Origin of the sequence: Paraburkholderia adhaesiva (assembly GCF_021390575.1) — a bacterium.
In the GTDB taxonomy this organism is placed as follows: domain Bacteria; phylum Pseudomonadota; class Gammaproteobacteria; order Burkholderiales; family Burkholderiaceae; genus Paraburkholderia; species Paraburkholderia adhaesiva.
In genome coordinates this window covers 1,256,537-1,276,508 of sequence record NZ_JAJEJQ010000002.1, presented here as the reverse complement: position 1 = coordinate 1,276,508, position 19,972 = coordinate 1,256,537, and the positions used below count along the sequence as shown (strand labels likewise).

At 63.8% G+C, this 19,972-nt stretch carries 20 protein-coding genes; 3 read left to right on the top strand and 17 right to left on the bottom strand.

Going from position 1 to position 19,972, the window contains the following annotated elements:
- Positions 1-9 precede the first annotated feature (9 nt).
- Genes L0U80_RS21400 through L0U80_RS21380 form a run of 5 tightly spaced genes read right to left on the bottom strand, consistent with a single transcriptional unit; the run spans position 10 to position 3,843 of the window.
- Positions 10-1,503, bottom strand: coding sequence for a phage tail sheath subtilisin-like domain-containing protein (locus L0U80_RS21400; protein ID WP_233869690.1), 1,494 nt, complete (start codon positions 1,501-1,503; stop codon positions 10-12).
- Complete coding sequence (locus L0U80_RS21395; RefSeq protein WP_233869687.1) at positions 1,500-1,754, bottom strand: DUF2635 domain-containing protein; 255 nt, start codon at positions 1,752-1,754, stop codon at positions 1,500-1,502. Before L0U80_RS21395 ends, L0U80_RS21400 begins: the two co-directional genes overlap by 4 nt.
- 21 nt (positions 1,755-1,775) lie before the next feature.
- Positions 1,776-2,387: a hypothetical protein gene (locus L0U80_RS21390; RefSeq protein WP_233869684.1), complete on the bottom strand. Its 612-nt coding sequence runs from the start codon at positions 2,385-2,387 to the stop codon at positions 1,776-1,778.
- A gap of 56 nt (positions 2,388-2,443) precedes the next feature.
- Positions 2,444-2,785 carry a head-tail joining protein gene (locus L0U80_RS21385; RefSeq protein ID WP_233869681.1) on the bottom strand — a complete coding sequence of 114 codons (342 nt, stop codon included), beginning with the start codon at positions 2,783-2,785 and terminating at the stop codon, positions 2,444-2,446.
- Positions 2,786-2,796: 11 nt separating this feature from the next.
- On the bottom strand, positions 2,797-3,843 hold the full coding sequence (locus tag L0U80_RS21380) for a major capsid protein (protein WP_233869678.1): 1,047 nt from the start codon (positions 3,841-3,843) through the stop codon (positions 2,797-2,799).
- Between the two features lie 104 nt (positions 3,844-3,947).
- Between L0U80_RS21380 and L0U80_RS21375 the strand changes: the two genes are divergently transcribed.
- Positions 3,948-5,168 carry an ISL3 family transposase gene (locus tag L0U80_RS21375; protein WP_233865920.1) on the top strand — a complete coding sequence of 407 codons (1,221 nt, stop codon included), beginning with the start codon at positions 3,948-3,950 and terminating at the stop codon, positions 5,166-5,168.
- Positions 5,169-5,233: 65 nt separating this feature from the next.
- On the opposite strand, the gene L0U80_RS21370 is transcribed toward L0U80_RS21375, so the two are convergent.
- From L0U80_RS21370 to L0U80_RS21360, 3 genes are read right to left on the bottom strand one after another with little or no spacing between them, the layout of a single operon-like run.
- Positions 5,234-5,905 (bottom strand): head decoration protein, encoded by a 672-nt coding sequence (locus tag L0U80_RS21370; protein ID WP_233869675.1) that lies wholly within the window; start codon positions 5,903-5,905, stop codon positions 5,234-5,236.
- Between the two features lie 21 nt (positions 5,906-5,926).
- On the bottom strand, positions 5,927-6,622 hold the full coding sequence (locus L0U80_RS21365; protein ID WP_233869672.1) for a hypothetical protein: 696 nt from the start codon (positions 6,620-6,622) through the stop codon (positions 5,927-5,929).
- A 13-nt stretch (positions 6,623-6,635) separates the two neighbouring features.
- A complete protein-coding gene (locus L0U80_RS21360) occupies positions 6,636-7,502 on the bottom strand; it encodes a S49 family peptidase (RefSeq protein ID WP_233869669.1) in 867 nt (288 codons plus the stop codon).
- A gap of 93 nt (positions 7,503-7,595) precedes the next feature.
- Between L0U80_RS21360 and L0U80_RS21355 the strand changes: the two genes are divergently transcribed.
- On the top strand, positions 7,596-8,456 hold the full coding sequence (locus L0U80_RS21355; RefSeq protein WP_233869666.1) for a hypothetical protein: 861 nt from the start codon (positions 7,596-7,598) through the stop codon (positions 8,454-8,456).
- An 11-nt stretch (positions 8,457-8,467) separates the two neighbouring features.
- Here L0U80_RS21355 and L0U80_RS21350 read toward each other — a convergent pair whose 3' ends face one another.
- Genes L0U80_RS21350 through L0U80_RS21335 form a run of 4 tightly spaced genes read right to left on the bottom strand, consistent with a single transcriptional unit; the run spans position 8,468 to position 13,006 of the window.
- Entirely contained in the window at positions 8,468-10,144 is a 1,677-nt protein-coding gene (locus tag L0U80_RS21350; RefSeq protein ID WP_233869663.1) for a phage portal protein, read from the bottom strand.
- Positions 10,145-10,165: 21 nt separating this feature from the next.
- Complete coding sequence (gene gpW / locus L0U80_RS21345; protein WP_233869660.1) at positions 10,166-10,441, bottom strand: gpW family head-tail joining protein; 276 nt, start codon at positions 10,439-10,441, stop codon at positions 10,166-10,168.
- Positions 10,442-10,443: 2 nt separating this feature from the next.
- Positions 10,444-12,555 carry a phage terminase large subunit family protein gene (locus L0U80_RS21340; protein ID WP_233869657.1) on the bottom strand — a complete coding sequence of 704 codons (2,112 nt, stop codon included), beginning with the start codon at positions 12,553-12,555 and terminating at the stop codon, positions 10,444-10,446.
- Entirely contained in the window at positions 12,491-13,006 is a 516-nt protein-coding gene (locus L0U80_RS21335; protein ID WP_233869653.1) for a hypothetical protein, read from the bottom strand. The genes L0U80_RS21340 and L0U80_RS21335 overlap by 65 nt, the downstream gene beginning before the upstream one ends.
- A gap of 575 nt (positions 13,007-13,581) precedes the next feature.
- Between L0U80_RS21335 and L0U80_RS21330 the strand changes: the two genes are divergently transcribed.
- Positions 13,582-15,174 (top strand): hypothetical protein, encoded by a 1,593-nt coding sequence (locus L0U80_RS21330; protein ID WP_233869650.1) that lies wholly within the window; start codon positions 13,582-13,584, stop codon positions 15,172-15,174.
- 463 nt (positions 15,175-15,637) lie between these two features.
- Here the strand turns inward: L0U80_RS21330 and L0U80_RS21325 are convergent, their stop codons facing one another.
- The 5 genes from L0U80_RS21325 to L0U80_RS21305 form a co-directional block, all read right to left on the bottom strand.
- On the bottom strand, positions 15,638-16,318 hold the full coding sequence (locus L0U80_RS21325; RefSeq protein WP_233869647.1) for a hypothetical protein: 681 nt from the start codon (positions 16,316-16,318) through the stop codon (positions 15,638-15,640).
- A gap of 453 nt (positions 16,319-16,771) precedes the next feature.
- Positions 16,772-17,347, bottom strand: coding sequence for a ParB N-terminal domain-containing protein (locus L0U80_RS21320; protein ID WP_233869645.1), 576 nt, complete (start codon positions 17,345-17,347; stop codon positions 16,772-16,774).
- Complete coding sequence (locus L0U80_RS21315; protein ID WP_233869642.1) at positions 17,328-18,530, bottom strand: phosphoadenosine phosphosulfate reductase domain-containing protein; 1,203 nt, start codon at positions 18,528-18,530, stop codon at positions 17,328-17,330. The genes L0U80_RS21320 and L0U80_RS21315 overlap by 20 nt, the downstream gene beginning before the upstream one ends.
- Entirely contained in the window at positions 18,527-19,297 is a 771-nt protein-coding gene (locus L0U80_RS21310) for a cupin domain-containing protein (RefSeq protein WP_233869638.1), read from the bottom strand. The genes L0U80_RS21315 and L0U80_RS21310 overlap by 4 nt, the downstream gene beginning before the upstream one ends.
- On the bottom strand, positions 19,282-19,971 hold the full coding sequence (locus tag L0U80_RS21305) for a ParB/Srx family N-terminal domain-containing protein (protein ID WP_233869635.1): 690 nt from the start codon (positions 19,969-19,971) through the stop codon (positions 19,282-19,284). The genes L0U80_RS21310 and L0U80_RS21305 overlap by 16 nt, the downstream gene beginning before the upstream one ends.
- Position 19,972 lies beyond the last annotated feature (1 nt).

The following is a 19,972-nucleotide window of genomic DNA, read 5'->3' as shown; positions in this document are numbered from 1 at the left end:
ACACTCCCATCAGGCCGTGAGCCTGAACTGGGCCAGCAGCGCAAAGATGCGCAACTGGTCGATCAGCACACCGGGCCAGAGCACATCGACGCGGTTCGGGTTCGCTGTGTTGCGTTTGACCACCAGCGCGTCCGCAAAAACCTGGCTGTCCTGCACGAGTCCGTTTGATTCGTCCTGCTGGTACGCTGCAATCAGGTCCGCCCGGATGAGGTTGGGCGTCACCACGTTCGCGCCGGGTCCAAAGGTTGTCCCGTTGTCAGCGAGCTTCATGCGCGCGTACTTGCTGGTCACCACCGATTTCAGGTGCCGCAGGACGGTCGCGAGCGTGAACATCGTTTCCACCTCGAGATAGCTGTCGTCGGGCTGGCCGTAAGCGTTCTGCTGGTAGGTTGTGACGAGGTTTTCAATCGCCACGGTCCCGTCGTCGGCAACCGTGAACGTCGAAATGCCGTCATAGAGCAACGCGTTACGGTCGGAGAGGGCAAAGCGCGACTGCACGGGCGGGGGCAGCACGCCCGCCAGCGGCAGGGTCTGGAGCGGTGTGGCCGGATCGGCGCGCAGGCTGACTGCGCACGCGCCCGCAAGCGACGCGGCCCACAGCCAGGCGGGCGTGGGGCTGTCGTAAAAGCCCATGATCGAGGCGTGCTGGTCATTGCGCGCGGTACCGGTCGCAACGAGCGCGCCGAACGCGCCGCGCGCCGCCGTGAACGCATGGCCGTAAAGCTGCTGCTGCCAGGACCAGCGCCCGTTCACGTCATCGAGAAACGTCCTGAGTGCATCGAGTGACGCGGTATCGGTGTACGGACAGACCACGATATCGAAGGGCTTGTCGCCAAGCGCATCGAGCCCCGCCGTGATATCGGGTGCCACCGCGCCGCCCGCCATCGGCGTGAGAGTCACGGCCATGCCAGCCGGTAGCGCTTCGCCGCCCGGCGTGCCGAGATAGTTCAGGCGCAGGTCGATCTCGTTGCCGCACGGTCCCGCGTTGCGCGCGGTGACCGTCACCGTGCCGCTGGTGGCTGTAACGGTGGCGGCGACCGTTACCGGCATACCGGGCGTGGCCTGGATGGTCGCCGCGAGCGCGCGGGCGATATCGCCTGCGGACTGGGTCGGCTGTACGGTCTGCGCGATGCGGGTACCGGCGATGTAGAGCGAGAGCGTACCGGCAGCCGTGGGCGGCGCGGAAATCGCGACGCTGCCGATGGCAACCGTCGCTTCGGGATCGTCCGCGAGCGGCAGGTACCAGACCTCGCCAAAGGCATCACTGCCGCGGTAGGCCGCGAGCATCAGCGCGAGCATGGAGCCGTCGCCGCCAGCGGGAATCGCGTCGCCGCTGCCCTGGCTGATGACGGGAACGTTGGGCGTTGCCGTGCCTGCCGCCGTGATCTGCGCGAGAATCAGCGCGCGCTGCGTCGTCTGCCCGGTGTTGGCCTGGCTGTTGTCGACCTCCGCGTAAAAGAGCGGCACGCGGAGGTTCTGCGGAATCTGCCGGAACGGGATCATGACGTGCCTCCGTCAGGGGTGCCGGTGGTCCGTCGCGTGACGCTTTTGGCTGCCGTCGCGGATACCCCTGCGGCGGGCGTAGCGCGCTCAGGCGCCGATGCCGGGTCCGGGTCGGGGCTGACGTCGCCGTCGCGCAGCCGACGCCGCCAGAAGGGCGTATCGGGGACGACGCGCGGCGCGCTGATGAGGTCGTGCAGGTCGGGATCGCGCACGACGCGGCCCGCAGCCGGGCGGATGCGTAGCGTTTTCATCGGGAGTCCTTGACGGTGGGGTTAGGGCTGGCCGTCGTGTCGGGGCGGGAGGACGACGAGCGTGGCCTCGTCGCGTCCGTCCGGGCCGTGGGTGCGCGGTGCGGGTGTCACGGACGCCGGGAACGGCGGGTTCACATAGGTCCCTGAAGGATCGGCGGGCCGGATCGTGTCGGCGTGCAGGCCGACGCCCGCCAGCGCGGGAAAGCGCGCGGCGGGATCGAACATTTCGGGAAACTCGGCGGCAAACGACGCGGCGATACCGGCCAGGTGCCGCGCGCCCTCGGCGCGGATGTCGAGCGCGGTTTCGACGCTCGCGAACTGCTGCGTGATGGCGATCAGCGCCGGGTCGAGCAGCAGCGCATTCTCGATGGCGAACCAGAGCGCTTCAATATCGTCCTGGGCCTGCGCGGCGGTGGGGGCTTTAACGATGGCCTTGACCTCGAGCGCGCATTCGGTGGTGAATTCCGGCAGGCCGCGGTTGAATGAGGTCTTGGTTTCGCGCCCGGTACGCACGAACACGGCAGGCAGCCGGTCGGCGGGCGGATTCCAGTCACCGGGCGAGTGGAGCGTGACCGGTTCGCCGCGCACGGCCAGCGACGCACGCGCGAGCGCATCGACGGCGGCAAGACGCACCTGGCGTCGCCCTGTCATCGTGGCGACAGGGCGGGGTGGCCTCGGGCGCATGGGCGCTAGTCCTGCGGGGCAATGTTGAGCAGCAGCAGGCCCCAGCCGTGACCGTCGACGCGGACCTCGCGCACGACGTAGCGCGTATCGACTGCGGGCGCGCCAGGCGCGGAACGAATGAACAGGGTGTCGCCCTGGTGAGCCTTGACGGGAAGCGCCGCGACGCGGTAGCCATAGACGGGGCGCACGGTCGTCACGGGCGGCGATGCGGACACGTCCACGTCGGTGACCGCTTCATCGAACACACCGTTGAGCGGAAATTGCGTGCCGTCACGCGCGCGGTAGGTGGCAGGCTGCCCGAAGATGCCCTCGACGGGCGCGAGCAGCAGCGTATCCCACGCAATCACGGCTCATCCGTTCAGGAATCCATGCGCCCGGAGAGCAGCACTTCAGGCCGCGTGCAGACAAAGAGCGGATAGGCGTAGGTTTCCATCTTCCACCACATGCGCCGCATGATGTCGAACACGGGCAGCACGTACACGGGACGTCCCGGCGTATTGACCCAGTCCACCGTTTCACCGGGCGCCATCGCTTCGCGGAAAATCCCCGGCGCACCGACCGGAAAGAACTTCACCTTGTCGTCGGGAATCTTGATGGTGGCGTTGTCGTCGCTGCCGCGATAGTTGAACCACGTAATCCCGGCGAACTGGAACGAGTCGAACGCCGCGCCCTGCGAGTCGTCGCGCAGCGCCCGCGCATCGGACCAGTTCAGGAACACGCGGATCACGTCGGGGTGGTTGACGAATGCGTCATAGAACGCATCGCCGCAGATACCGAATACGCGCGTGGTCGCGGTGAATGCGCCCTGTGACTTGCGCGCCATCGTGCGGCGAAGGGCATTGCAGAGCGGACGGATCGTGTTCGGTGCTTCGGTCACGAGGTCGAACGGCGTTTCGGGTGCCTGCGCAATGCCGAACTCATCGAACCAGTTGTACATGACAGAGCCGTCTTTCGGATCGAGCACGAGACCCTGGAGCGCTGCCAGGCGCAGATATTCCTTCGTGTACTCGACCGACGCGAGCAGGCCGGTTGGACCCGCGAGACGCCGCGCGACCTCGGTTTCGATCTGCATCAGTACGGATTCCGTGCCGAATTCGCGGATGCCCTGCAGTTCTTCGGCATAGACCGTATCGTCGTGCATGAGGCGCGGTACGTTGAAATAGCGCATGTCGCGCCTTTCGGTGGTGCGTTGCGTGCCTTCGGCGCCGCGCTGGCTGAACGGAATCAGGATCAGCCTGCCGGTGCGTTCCTCGATGGCGAGTGCCTTGGTACGGATCGGGTTCGGCTCGAAGATGTTGAGCGCGCCCAGGCCCTGCGGCTGGTATGGATTGCGCTGTACCGCATCGGAGAGCGAAATCGCCGTGAACGGGTCCTGGTGGAAGAGGTCGAGAATTTCGCCAGCCATGATCGGTTTCCCCCGAAAAGAAAAAGGTTCATCGAGGAAAACCGTGGAGCTTTAGGGAGCGATTGCGTACCCTGACCTGACTTTATGGAGGTCAGGAGGTGGAGTTGCTCGATCGCAAGGCACTTCAGGCGCTGGGTTGCTGGACGGGTTATCGGCTCGAACGTGTGGAATGGCCGCAAGGCGACAGCCATACGCTCTCGCTGTATCTGAAGCCGGCGAGCAAGGTCATGTACTGCGAGCAGTGCGGGGCGCGTTGCACGCAGATTCATGAGACGTCGGTTCGACGCGTACGTGATCTGCCGTTGTTCGAGTACCGGGTCGTGCTGCACGTGCCGCGCCGGCGGGTCTGGTGCGAACAGTGCGGTGGTCCGCGACTGGAGAAGCTGGACTGGCTGGGCCGTTACCAGCGGGTGACCGAGCGATTTGCCAAGGCCTGCGAGAAGCTGCTGCAGGCGGCCAGCGTGCAGGCGGTGGCCGCCTTCTACGATCTGGGTTGGCATACGGTCAAATCGATCGACAAGATGCGCCTGCGCGCACGCGTGGCCGAACCAGACTGGTCGACGATCCGCTATCTGGCGATGGACGAGTTCGCGCTCCACAAAGGCCATCGCTACGCCACAGTGGTGGTCGATCCGATCGGCCGGCAGGTGCTCTGGATCGGGCCGGGGCGCTCGCGCAAAACAGCCCGGGCGTTCTTCGAACAGCTTCCAGCGGGTGTGGCCGGGCGCATTGAGGCGGTCGCCATCGACATGACGACAGCCTATGAGCTGGAGATCAACGCGCATTGCCCGCAGGCCGAGATCGTCTACGACCTGTTTCACGTCGTCGCCAAGTACGGGCGCGAGGTCATCGATCGGGTGCGCGTCGATCAGGCCAACCAGCTTCGCCACGACCGGCCCGCCCGCAAGGTCCTGAAGTCCAGCCGCTGGCTGCTGCCGCGCAACCGCCATAACCTGAAACCTGAGCAGTCGGTGCACCTGAAGGAACTGCTGGCCGCCAATCAGCCGTTGTTATGCGTGTACGTGCTGCGCGACGAACTGAAACGACTCTGGTTCTACCGCAAACCCGCCTGGGCCCAAAAGGCCTGGGAGCAGTGGATCGAGCAGGCAAATCAAAGCGGAATCCCTGCCCTGCAGCTGTTCGCCCAGCGGCTGCAGGGCTACTGGCACGGCATCCTGGCGCGCTGTCGCCACCCGCTGAACACCAGTGTGGTCGAGGGCATCAACAACACCATCAAGGTCATCAAGCGTCGAGCTTACGGGTACCGCGACGAGGAATACTTCTTCCTGAAGATCCGCGCCGCCTTCCCCGGAAATCGTCGATGAACCAAGAAAAAGGGGCTGCCCCATGACAGGACAGCCCCCGAACGGCACAGGCGCGGATTGAACAGTTAGCGCAGCAGGATACCCACGGACTGCAGTTGCGTACCCGCTCCCGCGATCTGTTCGGGCGTCGCATCGGGAGGCCAGATCAGTTCGGTCGCGTTGACTTCAGCTGCGCGCGTGATGGCGACGGCCGCGCAGTCCGCGAGCGTCGCATCGCGTGTGCCGAACAGGATTGCCGCGGCGTGCTGCGAGCCATCGGACGCAGCCGGGTCCCACGCGCACCACGCGCCGGGTGTTCCTGCCGGACCGACGAGGATTTCGAAACTGTCACCCTTCGCGAAGGCGGTATCGCCCGCCGTGACCACGAACCCGAGGCCCGATGCGCTGACTTCCGCTCCGGGCGACTGGCCCGTCAGCGAGAGTCCACCCGGACCCGTGACCGTAAATTTCGTCGCGGACGTGAACGTGACCGTATAGACGCCGGGGAGCGTGACGTCCGCCTGTGGCGCACTCGTGATCGACACGCTGCCGTTGCCCGTGTTGGCCGCGCCCTCCGAGAGCGAGACGGACAGGCCCACGCCGTTAGTCGTGACCTGGCCGAGCACGGTTCCGGCAAGCACTTTCGCGCCGCCCGTGAGCGTGATTTCATCGCGGGACTGGTGGCCGTTGGCTTCGGAAACGAGGAACCCGCCGTCGTGCCAGATTTCAAAAAGCGGGGGAACAGTCGGGGCATTCATGGCGTTCTCCGGTAAGAGGGTTCAACGGCTGCGGCGCGTGCTGGCCGGTGGCGTCACCTGGGCAAAGGCACGGTCCCATCCTGCCGCGATGGCCTGGTGCGAGTGCGCTTCGGGGGACGAGCCGGGGCCGACGCGCGGATTGTTCGCGGCGCGCTCGCGCGAAGCCAGCACCGGAGCGGGTGAAGCGTTGAGCAGCGCAATGGCTTCGGCACGTGGCAGGCGCGTCGTGAACGCGAGCTGTGCAGCCAGTTCGGGATTGCGCGCGGCGGCGCGTGCAGCGAAGATCGCGGCGCACCGTGCCTGTTCGCGGCGGCGGGCGGCGGCAGCGGGCGACGGGCCGCGCATTTCGGATTCGTCGTCGTCCTCATCGTCGTCGCCGTTGCCATCCTTCGCGTCCTCATCATCGCCCTGGGCGCGCGCCCGCGCACGGCGGCTGCGCTTGCTCTTGCCGCTGTCGTCGTCGGGCTTGTCCTTTTCGTCGCTATCCTCATCATCATCCTGCGCCTGGGCGCGTGCCTCCGTGTCGTCGTCCTCGTCGCTGCGGTCGTCATCCTCGCCTTGCGTACGCTGAGAGCGGCGCGAGTTCTGGTCCTCTCGGTCGCGCTCAGGCTTGTCGTCATCGCCGTCCTGCGCACGCGCGGTATGTGCTGTAGCCTTGCCCTGCGGATTCAGATGCGCAAACGAAAGCGCTTTCGACATGGTGGTGGTCAGTCCCATGGCGGTTCTCCAGTTACGGTGAAAGGGTGTCCAGCAGCGCGAGAAACGCGGCGTCGGGAGCCATGACGGCATCCGCGAGTCCTGCCTTCACGCCTGCCGCGCCCAGATACGTCAGTCCTTCGGTATCGCGCACCTTTGCGGGCGTGAGAGCGCGATTGCGGGCGACGGTCGCGACGAACAGTTCGCCCACTGTATCCACATCGGCCTGGATGCGTGCGCGGGCTTCATCCGATAGCGGCTGCACATCGCTGGCGTCAGCCTTGCGTGCGCCGTAGGTAATCAGCGTGACGGTGATACCCGCCGCCGTGAGCGCTTTCGAAAAATCGACGTGCGCGACGATCACGCCGATGCTGCCTGTGCCACCCGTGCGCGGCACCGTGACCGAATCGCAGGCCGAGGCGAGCGCATACGCCGCGCTGTAGGCGTTCTCGGTCAGGATCGCGTGCAGGGGCTTCGTGCCGCGTGCGGCGTGGATCGCATCGGCCAGATCAAAGCACCCGGCCACCTCGCCACCGGGCGAGTCCACGTCGAGCACGATGGCGCGAACCGCGTCATCGGCGAGCGCCATGGCGAGATTCGCGCGGATGCCGTCATAGCCTGTCATGCCTGAATACGGGTGCAGCGTGCCGAGCTTTGCCACGAGCGTGCCGTGGACCGGAACGAGCGCGACGCCCTCAATCACTTCGTAGGGCGGTTCCTGCGCCGGTTCGCCTGGATCGTAGCTACCATCGAGCAGAATGAGTTCGCCATCGGTGCGCATCAGGCGCGTGAGGCCGAAGCGCTCCGCGAGCGCGGCCATGACGATTTCGAGCTTGTCAGGCGTGATGGCAAGGGGCACGTTAAAGAGGCGCTGCGCCAGATGCGGATAGTCAGGTCTCACGGCTCAGGACGGCTGAACTAGCACGCACGCTGATAAACTGAAAATGCCCAACGTGGCCGTTGGCATTTCACCAATAAAAAGAAGGAAACAAATATGCTGAACGAGTTGCTGGATTTTTTAGGAAATTCACATTTTGAAGGCTGGATTGCGAGTCCCCTGATGGGGCTGATTTTCGCGGCTATCCTTTTCGGGTTGGGAAAGCCGCCCGATGCTAACGACAAGGGCGAGTCTCCGAAGGATGTGAAACACGAAATTGAGGTGTACATCCGGCAGAAGGAGGTTCATCACTATCACGACCGAAATGGAAATTCCGGTACGGGAGACGATAATTTTGTGGTTTTTGTCATCCTGATTCTTGTCGCGGCGATTGGCCTGTTTCTCCTGACAGCGTACCTGCCTGCCGTCTCCTATGCGCTACATATGTTCAATGTCGCAACGGCCGTTTTCTGTCTTGCGACGGTTGTGTTGATGATCGCTGGTGGGCGATTTAATACGCCGCAATGGTGGTTGCGTGGGGTGTTTCCCGCAATCGCTTCGCTTGCGTGCTTCTGGCTGACAATTGAGGCTCGCGAGGGTATCCGCTCAGACGTTGTGGCGTATGCGGGAAGCCTGATCGCTAACGAACCGATGAGCCTTTCGCATGTTCTGAATGCTGCAATCGCGTTCTTTAAAGCGATTGGCGGCGGATACGCTCTCTGGATCGAACTCATTGGCGCAGCGTTTATCTGCATTGCTGCATGTTCCCTGATTGTTCTGCTCCAGTGCGTACATTACGTGTCGCTCTCCAATTTGCGGGCAGGAGGAACCGGCATCTGGATCTGGCTGGCAGTTAAAACGGAGCGCTTCGGTGGTGGTGAAAGTGTTCTTCTCGCTACGACCCTGTTGGTGATTGGGGGCTTGCTGGCTACTGGAACGGTCTACGGCTGGATTCACCCGAGCGTCTCGCCAGTGTGATGTGGGCAGGCTTACTGCGGCGTCGGCGCTTCGGGCGGGGCTGAAAGCGTTGCCGCCGCCGCCGCGCCCGCCCAGTCCGGCAGGTCGAGGCCGAGTTCTTCCATCAGGCGAATTTCCGCCGCGCGCTGGTGCAGGACTTCCTCATAGTCCAGGCCCTGTTCGGCGCATTCGCGCTTGAGCGTCGAGAGTGCCGCATCCATGCCCATGACCGCGCCCGCGCGTTCCTTCGTCGGGTCGATCCAGCCGCGCGCCACACCGGTCCACGAGCAGCGCGAATACGCCGCCCGCGCCTCGATATAGGGCGGTGCGCCAGCCGGTAACGGCACCTCGCCGCGCTCCATCACTTCCCATAACCATGCACCATAGAAGGGGCTGGCGAAGTTCAGGCAGAATTCGTCGCGCCGCCGCTGCAACGTTTTCCAGGCTTCCAGCAGTGCCGCCCGCGCGCTGCTGTAGTTCGTGTGGCTCCAGTCCTGGGTAATCTGTTCGGCGGACAGGCCGAGTGCCGCCGCGATGACGCGCTGCATCTCGTGCGCGAACGCCTCGAAGTCGCCATGCGGGTGCGTGGCTGCGACCGTATCGAGCTGTTCGCCCGGTGCGAGCGTCGAGAGCCGCACGCCGTTCAGGTACGCGGGCCGCTCGTTCGCCCACTGCGCGCGCAACTGCTGGTAAAGCGGCAGTTCCTCGCCTTCCCCCGCGCCGAGCGCATCCTGTACCAGCGCCGGATCGTAGGGCGACGTCACGAACGCGCCAAAGATCGCGGCAACGGTCGCCGCCTGCAGTTCGACGCCGTAATAGCGCGCGAGCATGCGCGCGTGCGTAAGCACCGACGTGAAGACACCAAGGCCTCGGTGCTGGCCTGCGCGGTCGCGGTCGTAGTCGTGGATGACGCGCGGCCAGCCGTCCTCGTCGTTGCGTGCGATGCGCTCCCAGGTATTCGCGTCAATCGCCAGATACCAGTCGTTCGGCTCGGCCTTGCGAATCCAGTAGGCGAGCGGCACGCCGTTATCATCAATCTCGACGCCGCCGCGCATGTGCGCCGTGTCGATCATCTGCCACGGGTTGCAGAGCCGGTCGGGATCGACCAGCAGCAGGGCGGTCGCGTAGTCCGCGCCGCCCGCACCGATGCGCTCGGGCAGCCAGTAGAGCAGGCCCAGGCCCTCGCCGTCGATGAGCTTGTGACGCATCGCGAGACGGAACTGCTGGCCGAGCGTCAACTGCTCGGTGACATCGTTGAAGTGGCACGGATGGTCGGCGTAGCCGCGCCAGAGCGCTTCGACCGTGCGCCGGAATTCGTCGGCCCAGTCCGCATCAAAGGTGGTCATCCCGCTCCTGAATGCCAGCGCCCGGTAATCGGGATTCGCGGACAGGCGCAGGTTCGTCCCGACGGTGTTGTCCAGAATGCGGTTAACGCCACCGACGATCCAGCCATCGTTACGCGAGAGGTCCCGCGAGCGCGCGACCATGCGGTCGCGGAACAGGTTGATTTCAGAGTCAGGGCTGCGTATCCACGGCAGCCAGTTCCCCATCTCCTGCGTGAGCCACGCCGATGCCTCATAGGGGAAGCTGTACGGCGCGAGACCCAGTGGCGTGCCGGGGCGCGCGTTGGGCATCGCGTCGGCCTGCGCCTTCACGGGCAGGGGGGCCGTCTCCAGCGGCCTGCCAGCCGGATCGACAATCAGGCCCACGGTAATGACCCGGACAGCGACTCAGAAAAACGGCACCACGGGCGGACGGCGGTTGCAGCACTGGCCGGTGAGTTTCGCGATCTGCACCTGGACGCCGATGATTCCCTGCACGAGATCGCCCACGTTCGCCCGCGTGAACGTGATCGAGCGGCTGCCATCGGCCTGCGTATAGGACGCGCTCTCGGCCTTCGATCCGGTCATCAGCGCGAGATACGCCGCCTGCATCGACGCGAGCTGCGCACGCAGCGTCGCCAGCGGTACACCGTCAAGAACGCCCGTGCAGCGACAGACCGCCATGATTACGCCAGCCGGCTCACCAGGGATTTCGTCGCGACAGAACGCGTGACCGTCGTCGTGGCCTGATCCGGGCCATGACGGGGTACGGCGGGCGTGACGGGCGCACCCACCGCGTCCGCGCGCCGGTTCAGTTGCAGCCCGAAATGCAGCAGTCCGCACAGTGCGCCAAAGCCATAGACGCGACAGTCGAGCGCTTCATTGGCGCGGCCCGGTGGCAGTTCCCAGATACGATAGCGCCGTCCGCCCTGTTCCCTGACCACCAGACGTTCCGCCGTCAGTTGCGCGTAATAGCCGATATCCCGGTCAGCGGGAAAGTGCATGTAGCCCGGTCCTGGTGTGTCGAGTAACAGGCGTTGCCGGATCGTGTCTTTCGCCGCGTTCACGCCGAGCAGCACGGGTCGGTAGGTTTTCTTCGTGCGCGGCGTGGGGCGCTTCGCGGGCCACACCGGATTGCGTTCGCCGCCGCGTGCCGATTCGCCCTTGATCGCCCAGATGCGCCGCCCGATACGCGCCTTGCAGAATTCGTACACGCTTTGCGTATGGTGTCCGCCCGAGTCAATGCACGCGGCCATGACCTCGAACGGCCTGCCGTCCGTACGCTTCCAGAGCTGCCTCAGATACGTGTCCACTTCAGCCTGTGTTGTGGCGTCGGAGAATTCGCCATCGATGACGTGATAGTTGACGGACCAGCTTTCCTCATTGCGCCCCCATCCCACGGTTTCACATTCAACGCGGTAGTCCTGCACGTCGATGCCGACCGTGACCACCGCGACGCCATCGGGTACCGCTGCGGCCCACACTTCACCCCGCGCGGCCAGCACTTCGGCCTGCACGCGACGGCCCGTATGGGCACGGTAGGGCAATCCCATCTGTGTATTCCACCAGGCCTGCAGACGTTCCTCGTTGCCCTGCGCGGCGATCCACTTGGCGGCAATGGCGGGCGGACGGTCGCGTGTCCACGGGCTGTAGAGCTTCGAGGCCTGGAATCCGGCATGTTCGTTGTCGACGCGCCAGGTGCCGCAGACCGGACACTTAGCGCGGTAGACCGCATAGCGCTGGTGCTCGTCATCGGCCCACCAGTCCCATACCGCCGTAACAGCCTCGTCGCCGTCGTGCTCTCTCCAGGCATTCGCGTAGTCATCGAGCGGGACGTGCCGCGCGCCACAGCATTCAAACGGCTTCGTCTGGTGCCAGCGGGCGCCCTGCAACGCCGTGAGCCGGTCAGCTTCGTTCCAGCCCGCCCCGCATGCTTCGCAGTACACGCGCGCGGTTTCCGTATCGTGCGCCTTCGTCGTTCCGGCCTCGTCGCGCGTCTTGCGCCATTCGACGTGCCGGAAGAAATCGGGAAAGAGCCGGTGCCCGCAGTGCGGACACGCAACCGATGCACGGCGTTGATCCGAGGCCTCGTAGCTGTCCTCGATGCGGCTTTCCTCCGAGACGGTGGGCGAGCACGCCCGCACACTCATCCACGCGGCAAAGGTCGCGGTGCGTTCCTCCGCGAGTGTGATCGGGTCGCCCTCGCGCGTGACGGGGTACTTGTCAATCTCATCGCACAGTACGACGCGGATCGGACGGCGCGCGAGGTTATCCGGCGAACCCGCGCCCGCGAGCGCGATAAAGCCGCCCGGATAGGCCTTGTAGAGCAGCGTGTCGTCCGGGCTGCGCGTGCGCGCGGGGCCGAGCAGTTCGCGCAGGACGGGCGTGGCGCGGATCAGCGGCGTCAGACGTTCCTTGCTGAACTGTTCGGCCGCGTCGTCCTTCGGTTGCAGCAGCAGGATCGGGCACGGATCGAGATGCGCGTGATACCCGAAAATGTTTTCCAGCAATGCCGTCTTGAGCAGTTGCGTGCACACCATCGCCGTGATGACGTGAACGCCCGGTTCGGTCACGGCGAGCATCGGGCCGCGCGCAATCTCGACGGTCGAGGTATGCCACTTGCCGGTCAGGTTGCCCGCCGAGCGCGCGAGCTTGCGGAATTCGTCCGCCCACTCAGGCAGCGACAGGCGCGGAGGGGGCTTCCAGCCCTTGCGCCCGCTTAGCGCGATCAGTTCATGTTTCGCCGCTTGCGAAGTGCGCCTCGGGTTCTCCGAGGTCGGCAAGCTGATCGTGGACATGCGCGGCGAGCGTTGCGGTCAGCCGTTCGAGGTCCGCGATACCGAACTCGATGGCGAGAAACGGCGCGACCTTCGACGGCCAGGCGAGCCACGCGTCGCGCTGCTCGCGGCACAGATCGAACACGACCGTCTGCGCGACGGAGACCTCGACCAGCGAACCCGACTTGTGCTCGTATTCGAGGCGGCGCAGCAGGGCGAGCCAGTTTTCTTTCAGCCGCAACGCTTCGCCGTAGGCCACGCCCCGGACGGTGCCGGACTGCAAATCGGGCGCACCGGACTTTGCACCCGGCTTTGCAGTGGCGTCGCCGCGCCACGCTGTCCCGACCCGCGCGGCGTCCATGCGGCCATCGGCGGCGCGGACCAGCCGCCCCTGCTTCAGGGCCTGATGGACGAGCGTGTCGGAGACGCCTTCACGTCGCGCGAATTCGCGGATCGAGATGGTGTCAGCCATGGCGACGTGCTGATGCGGTATCCGAGCGCAAAGTGCAAAGACCTTTCAGACCCCGGCGCTAGGGCGAAACCGCGCCTCGCGCAATTGCCTCCGGTTTTCGACGCTGGAAAGGACCCGCACCCCCGGTCGGTCCATCTCCTCGGGCCGGTGGACGTTCCCCGGTATTCTTCGGTGTGCGCGCAACGATATCCGTCCAGACAGCAAGAAGGATTCTTCGCGGAATTCCGGAGAGACCGCTTACGGACAGGCCGTAGTCGATTAAGAACCGTTGTCTACTCGATAGCAACAAATGGCGGAAACCCAGCGCGTTTAGGCCGCTCGACCCGCTCGGCATCTGCGCCTTACACCGACCATCCGGCCGACGCCGTCAGCGTGCTAGAACTGCCGCGGCCGTCGAAGCGCCGCCTCGCTGAAGTCAGGCTCGCCGAATATCAACATTCGCGGTGCTATGTGCCAAGAAGCGAGCCTCGGGACTGCCGGGGCTTTTCTTTATACTTCGGTATTCGGGCCAACATGAGGAGCGGCCTGCGCTGTAACCGTCTTCACTCACTAAAACGATCGAGGCAACGACAAGCATGAAACCTACCAATCTGGCGTTCCTACGGATTGCATTGCGCGCCGAACGGCAAGACGATGAGGTACTCAAGAAAACCTTTGTCGACTTTGGCTCGGTATTGACTGCTTTTTCATCGCTCGACCATCAAGTAGTCTTCGGTCGCCGAGGAACGGGCAAGACTCATCTACTCACAGTCCTCAGGCAGGCACGTAGGGCCGCGGGCGAAATGGCGATCCAACTGGATATGCGCAATTTGGGATCGGCTGGCGGAATTTACGCTGACGCTTCGATTCCCCTGACCCAACGGGCGACTCGTTTGTTGATAGACGTGCTCGCAGCAATCCACCAGAGCATGTTTGAGCAAGCTATTGCTCATGACGGGATTGTGAACCTCGGGGCAGTAGGCACACCTCTTGACGATCTTTTCGCTGCTCACAGCACTGTCAAGGTAGTTGGAACAACGACTGTGGAGGCAACGACCACTGCCGAGGACTCGAGCAGTGCTGAAGCGAAACTCGGTTTCAGCATGGGGTTTACTGCGTCCTCGCTGTCCGGCGAGGCCAAAGTGGGCGGTTCAAACAAAGAAACCGTTACGGCGAAAAAAGCCATTTCGGGGCAAGAGATTCCGAGGGTCAATTTCGGGAGTGTGGGCAACGCGCTACGGAGGGTTGTCGAAGCATTGCCGAAAGGCCGTCTCTGGATCCTGATTGACGAGTGGAGCGAAGTTCCTCTCGACCTCCAGCCGTATCTCGCTGACCTGATTAGACGTGCAGTGCTGCCCACGAAAGGCGCGGTTGTCAAGATCGCAGCAATTGAACAGCGCAGTCGTTTGCTTCTCCCGGAAGCGACGGTAGGCAACATCGGGCTCGAACTTGGTGCGGACGTGTCTGCGGCTATCAACCTCGATGACTACATGGTCTTCGATAACGACGAAGACAAGGCGGTCGCTTTCTATAAAACGCTCGTCCTGAAGCATGTGAAGGCGGCATTGGAAGCGGAGGGTATCGACGCCCCGAAAAACGAAGCCGAATTGATTTCGCAAGGGTTCACGCAGGGCAATGCATTTGACGAGGTAGTTCGTGCGTGCGAAGGCGTGCCGAGAGACGCGATTCACATCCTGGGGCATGCCGCACAGCGCGCCGATGAAGATACGATATCGGTAAGCGGCGTTCGAACTGCAGCGAGACAGTGGTACCAAGGATCCAAAGATGCTGCGGTTAGCGCCCATGAGCAAGCTCGCTCCCTTTTGCAGTGGATCGTTGATAAGGTAATCAAGGAACGTCAAACCAAGGCTTTTTTGCTCGAAACTGGGACTAGAGACCGCCTCATCGACTTCTTGTATGACGAGCGGGTGCTACATGTCCTGCGGAAAGGCGTTTCGGCTAAGGACGAACCGGGAAAACGCTACCAAGTCTACGGTATCGACTATGGTTGTTATGTCGATCTAATTAACACAGCGAAAGCTCCTCAGGGTGTGCTTGACTTAGGAGAGACCAGTCCAGAGATAGCTGACTTGGTTCCCAAGACAGACTTTCGATCAATTCGAAGATGCATCTTGAATCTTCCCGAGTTTTACCAACAAGGGGCAACTAGGCTAGCTGAATTTCGATAAGGCAACCCATTCAAGCCTATGTGCGAGCGCGGCATACCCGCGCCCGAAGCATGGATTACGAGCTCGGCGGGCTGCTAGGCCGATGCAATCCGTTGCAAAGAGCGTAACGACTGTTGCCCTGCAGCTAGCGTCTTCTGTCGGCAGGAAAGCGGACCGCCCCAACGCCGACAGAGTGGCCCAAATGGGCCTATTGTGTTGAAAAACCCCCTTCTCCGTGCAGCAGGATCGGTGCACGAAAAATCGGCCTCTCAGATCGCTCTATATGCACCGCCTGTGAGTATCGGGTAGGGGTAAGAGGACGCCTGAAAGCCTCGCTTAAGTTCCTGTCGGGGAGTTTTTCAAAACAATAGATCGAACAGAGCCTTTCCCCCGGAAATTTGTAAAGAACCACAAGAAAGTTCTCCGCGTGCGGGCTTCGGTTACGGTGTGACCGCCCGATCTGATCAAGTTTGCTGTGGATCAATTACGCCTCGCGCGCTGTCGCGATGGCTTTCGCCAGTTGCGCGCCGAATACGCGGTCGAAATTCGCGGTGGCAACGGTGTGTGCCCGTTCGCCAAATCCAAGCCGCTTTCTTGTCTCGACCGGCGTATGAAATGCCACGAGCAGCTTCAGTTTTCCCGATGCGTTGATGGCGCGGTCCTTCGGCTTCGGGCCGTTCCTGCGGCTCCACTTCACTTCAACCACTTTCGCCGGACGCTGCCACAGGCCGTACTGTTCGCCGTGCTTCGTTTTCACGGTGCCGAGAAACACGTCAGGCCGGTTCAGGTATTGGCGGATCGTGTTGCGCGGCAGGTTGCCGTACCGGTTCGCCGCGACGTTCACCGGGACGAGGTCGGCGGGCTTCGCGCCGAGAAACTGCACGCCGCCGTATTCATAGGGTGCGAGATACTGCGCGGCCACGTCGCACACATAGACGCGTGCGACAGGCAACGCCTTGCGGGCGGGCTGCACGGCTACTGAATTGACCGTAAAGGGCGTCGCATCCGGAAAGACCTGGGGAATGGCGGTTTTTTCCGCCTTCGCCGCAAGCTTCGCAAGTTCCGTCACGGTGCGCGATTCGGCATACGGTAACTGCCGGTAGGCGAGCGCAGACAGGTTGCGCGAAATGGCATCGACATTCGATTTAAACGAAATGTCGAGCATGGCACCACACCAGACTGATTTATCCGACCCGGCTGAATGGCTCGTAACGGATCAGCGCAGTCCCCATTGGGGTTTCTCTTGATGCCTGGCCCAGGTGTCACAGGAAAGCGGGAAAGTCAACGCTCTACGCGACCAGGGGGACACGTCACACGGAACGTCTATTGATGGCGGTATCCAGTAGTATCCGTAGTGCCCGGGAAATGAGAACGGAAACGTCGGCCGGTGCGAGAGCGGGCCAACCGGCTGGTCGGCCTGTACCGTCTGCGGGATGGCGAATTCCCAGTCTTTCCAGTGAAGGTCTTCCGCGCCGGCTAGCGCGTAATGACAGGACAGCAATCCGAGATTCAGGCAGCAGATTTGACCAAGACTTCGCATGGGGTGCGCGCCAGGAGGATGAATTTGCGCAGCACCTTATCAGTCGATACCTGCAATGTCCATTGCAGTAGATCATGCTTATTCTGGTACCCATGCATGACCAAAAGTGTTTTTCGCGCCGCGCTCGCCCACCCGGCGCGGCATGCCCGAACGATCTGCGAGCCGGTTGATTTCCTCGCCTTCCATGCCCAGCCCGCGCCCGATGGCGTCCAGCGCGACGCCCGATACGATCATGGTCCGCACGATATCCGCCATCGGCAGCACGGCATGCGTGCCGCGTGCGCGGTTGTGCCGGATCGTGGACATCATCCTGTGCACCGGGTCCGCGTCGATCTGCACGACGGGCACGAAACCGCCGTATCGCGCGACGATCCGCGCATCGTCCGAAACGATCCAGCGGTGATAGCCATCCACGAGCAGCCATGACCCATCGCCGTTATCGAGCACGACCAGCGGCTGCGTGAAGCCATCTTCGAGAATCGAGAGGATCAGCAGTTCGAGTTCGGGCGGTGCGACCCGGTTGGGGTTGTACGCGTTCGCCCGGATGCGGTCACGGTGTATCCACGTCACGCGCGAGACCGGCGCTTCGGCCATCGCGGCACGCACGTCCGCATCTGCTTCACGATCCATCGCGTCAGTAGCGTGTGCCGTCATGGTCGGGGTCCATCGCAATGAGCTGTTCGAGCGTCAGGCCCAGGCGCTTCTGCTGCACGCCTGCGGCCGTCACCAGCGCGCCGATCTTGCGCGCCTTGAAGTCGCCCTTGAGCGCGATCTGCGCGAGTGCGCGCCAGCACACGCCCGTCATCGGGTCCGCTGGTTCCTCGGGGATCGGCCGGCGCGTTTTCTTCTGGTGCAGTTCAATCGCCGTGCGCAGCGAGAGCGCCACGCGCGAGCGCCATGGCTCGGGGTACAGGTCCACGACGCGCCAGGTCCATTCGCGCCACGTCTGCCCGTCAGGCGGCTCTTTCAGATGGTGGCCGTAAAGATCGGTCAGCGCGTAACGCGCCGCCGTCGCCGCGCCCGGTACGCGCGCCGTCATCCGGTGCCACAGGTCGGGGTAGCAGACCGCCCACGTATGGAGCAGCGTGAGCGGTTCCTCGCCAAACGGCGGACAGACGCGCTGCTGTGGGTGGGGCAGTCCCATGGCCTCGAAGCGGTCATAGGTGGCGTTGTAGTCCCAGCCGAAACGCGACGGCGCCACCCACACGTCCTCAAAAGTCCAGTCATAGACCGGATCGCACAACCAGACGTTGCGCGTGTTCGATGACGGGTGAATGTAGTTGTCGATGCGCTTCGTCGTCGTCATGCGCAGCCGCCGCATGGATTCCTGCGTGCGGATACCGCGCAGCATCGCGACAGTCTGCGGGGTCGCGGCGAACGGCAGATGGATACAGTCGGGAATCGACATACCGTGCGCAAAACCGGGTATCGACGCGACGGCGCATTCCGGCATCGGACGCACCCACTTCTCGCGCTCGTCGGGATTCCAGCAGAACCAGTAGGGCTGCGTGCGTGAACACGCATTACGGTGTTTGACCGGGACACAGTACCAGGTCAGCGCGATATCGGGCTGGCCGCGCACGCGTTCGACATAGGCCTCGGTATCCGGTGAAATGCACTCTTCATCGTAGAAATGCACGTCGAGCGGCAGGCGGTCCAGTTCTCGCGCCACGTCGAGCGCGAGATGCAGTACGACCGTCGAATCCTTGCCGCCTGAAAACGACACCACCACATGATCGAAGGCGCGGTACAGGTAACGGATGCGCTCCAGCGCGGCGCTGTACACGTCTGCCTCGACGTAACGCCGGTCGCGCGTTGTACGGACGAGGGCGTTCATGCGGGTGCTCCCGCACCGTGCTCCAGCATCGTATCGCCGCGCGTGCGGATCGCCGCGAGTTCGCGCGCCGGTACGCCGTCCACGAGGGTCCGGTTAATCATGGCGTGGTCGTCGTCGGTGGGACCGCAGTCCGAATCGGGGTGATACGCGAGCACGCGCAGCTCGTCATCGGGACCGGTTGCGAAATGATGCCGTCCGTTCGCCGCGATACGGAAGATCATCCCCGGCAGCAGGGCGATGGTCACGTCTGCGCCATGGTTGCGCGCGATGCAGTGACCGTACCCCGACAGGACCAGACCGAGCCGGTCGGACGGATGCGTGTGTGCTGTCTGCATGACGCCCGGCGGAAAGTAGAGCAGGTTCACGCATGGATCGCCGCGCCGGACCGGCTGGATCAGCGTCGTATCGCTGCACTGGTCGATATAGCGCAGGCGTCCCTTATGCTCGACGGGACCGCCGAGCAGGAAGAGGCCCCGCCAGTCTGCGCGCTTCATGAGGATGCCGCGTCCGTACCGGACCTCCAGTTCAAGCGGACCCGGCGCACAGAAGTAATCGCCTGCGCGCAGCCGCCAGCAGCGGCCCCGATGCCTCAGCCGCGCATGACCTTGATAGACATAGCCGAAATGGGTGTCGTCCGGGCCGTCGACGGTCAGGCTACGGTTCCACGCGACCAGCGAGGGCGCAAGCAGTCCGTGCTGGCAGCGATACGAAACGAACGCTTCGGCGGGGGTGCCGGGTCGATCCGGTGCGCTCATGTCGGGTTCCATTGCTGACTCCATTCGCGGGCGATCATGACGAGTGCCGCGCCGCTGTCCGCCGCGCCGCGCGCTTTGGCGGCGCGGATCGCGTCGAGCAGCGCCGGACGGTCAGTAAGCGCGACCATGCAGGAGAACGGCACCCAGGTCACGCCTGCGGCGTCCTCGACGGTCCTGACGTGAACCACGGGACCGGAGAACGGATCGGCATCGAGCGCGGTCTGGGCCTGCGCGTCGAGCAGCAGCCGGTCGGTATCGTCGGACAGGCGCGCCATGTCGTCCGCCGAAAAGCCGAGCAGTGCCACGTCGATACCTTCACCGGCCAGCGTCGCCAGCGCGTCGTGGAGCAGCGCCGTATCCCATCCGGCATTCAGGGGCAGCTTGTTGTCCGCAATCCGGTAGGCGCGTTTCTGCGCGGCGCTCCAGCCGCGCGCGACCATCACGGGCGCGTCAGTCAGTCCGAGCCGCTGTGCGGCCAGCAGCCGCCCGTGTCCGGCGATCAGTTCGCCCGATTCGTCTACCAGCAGGGGATTTGTCCAGCCCCATTCGCGCATTGCTGCGGCGATTTCGTCAACCTGCGCATCGGTATGCGTGCGCGGATTGTGCGCGAACGGGCGGACACGCGCGAGCGGCCAGCGCTCGACCCGGTCGGCAGGCCAGGGCGGCGAAGGTTGCCCGGTTTTCACG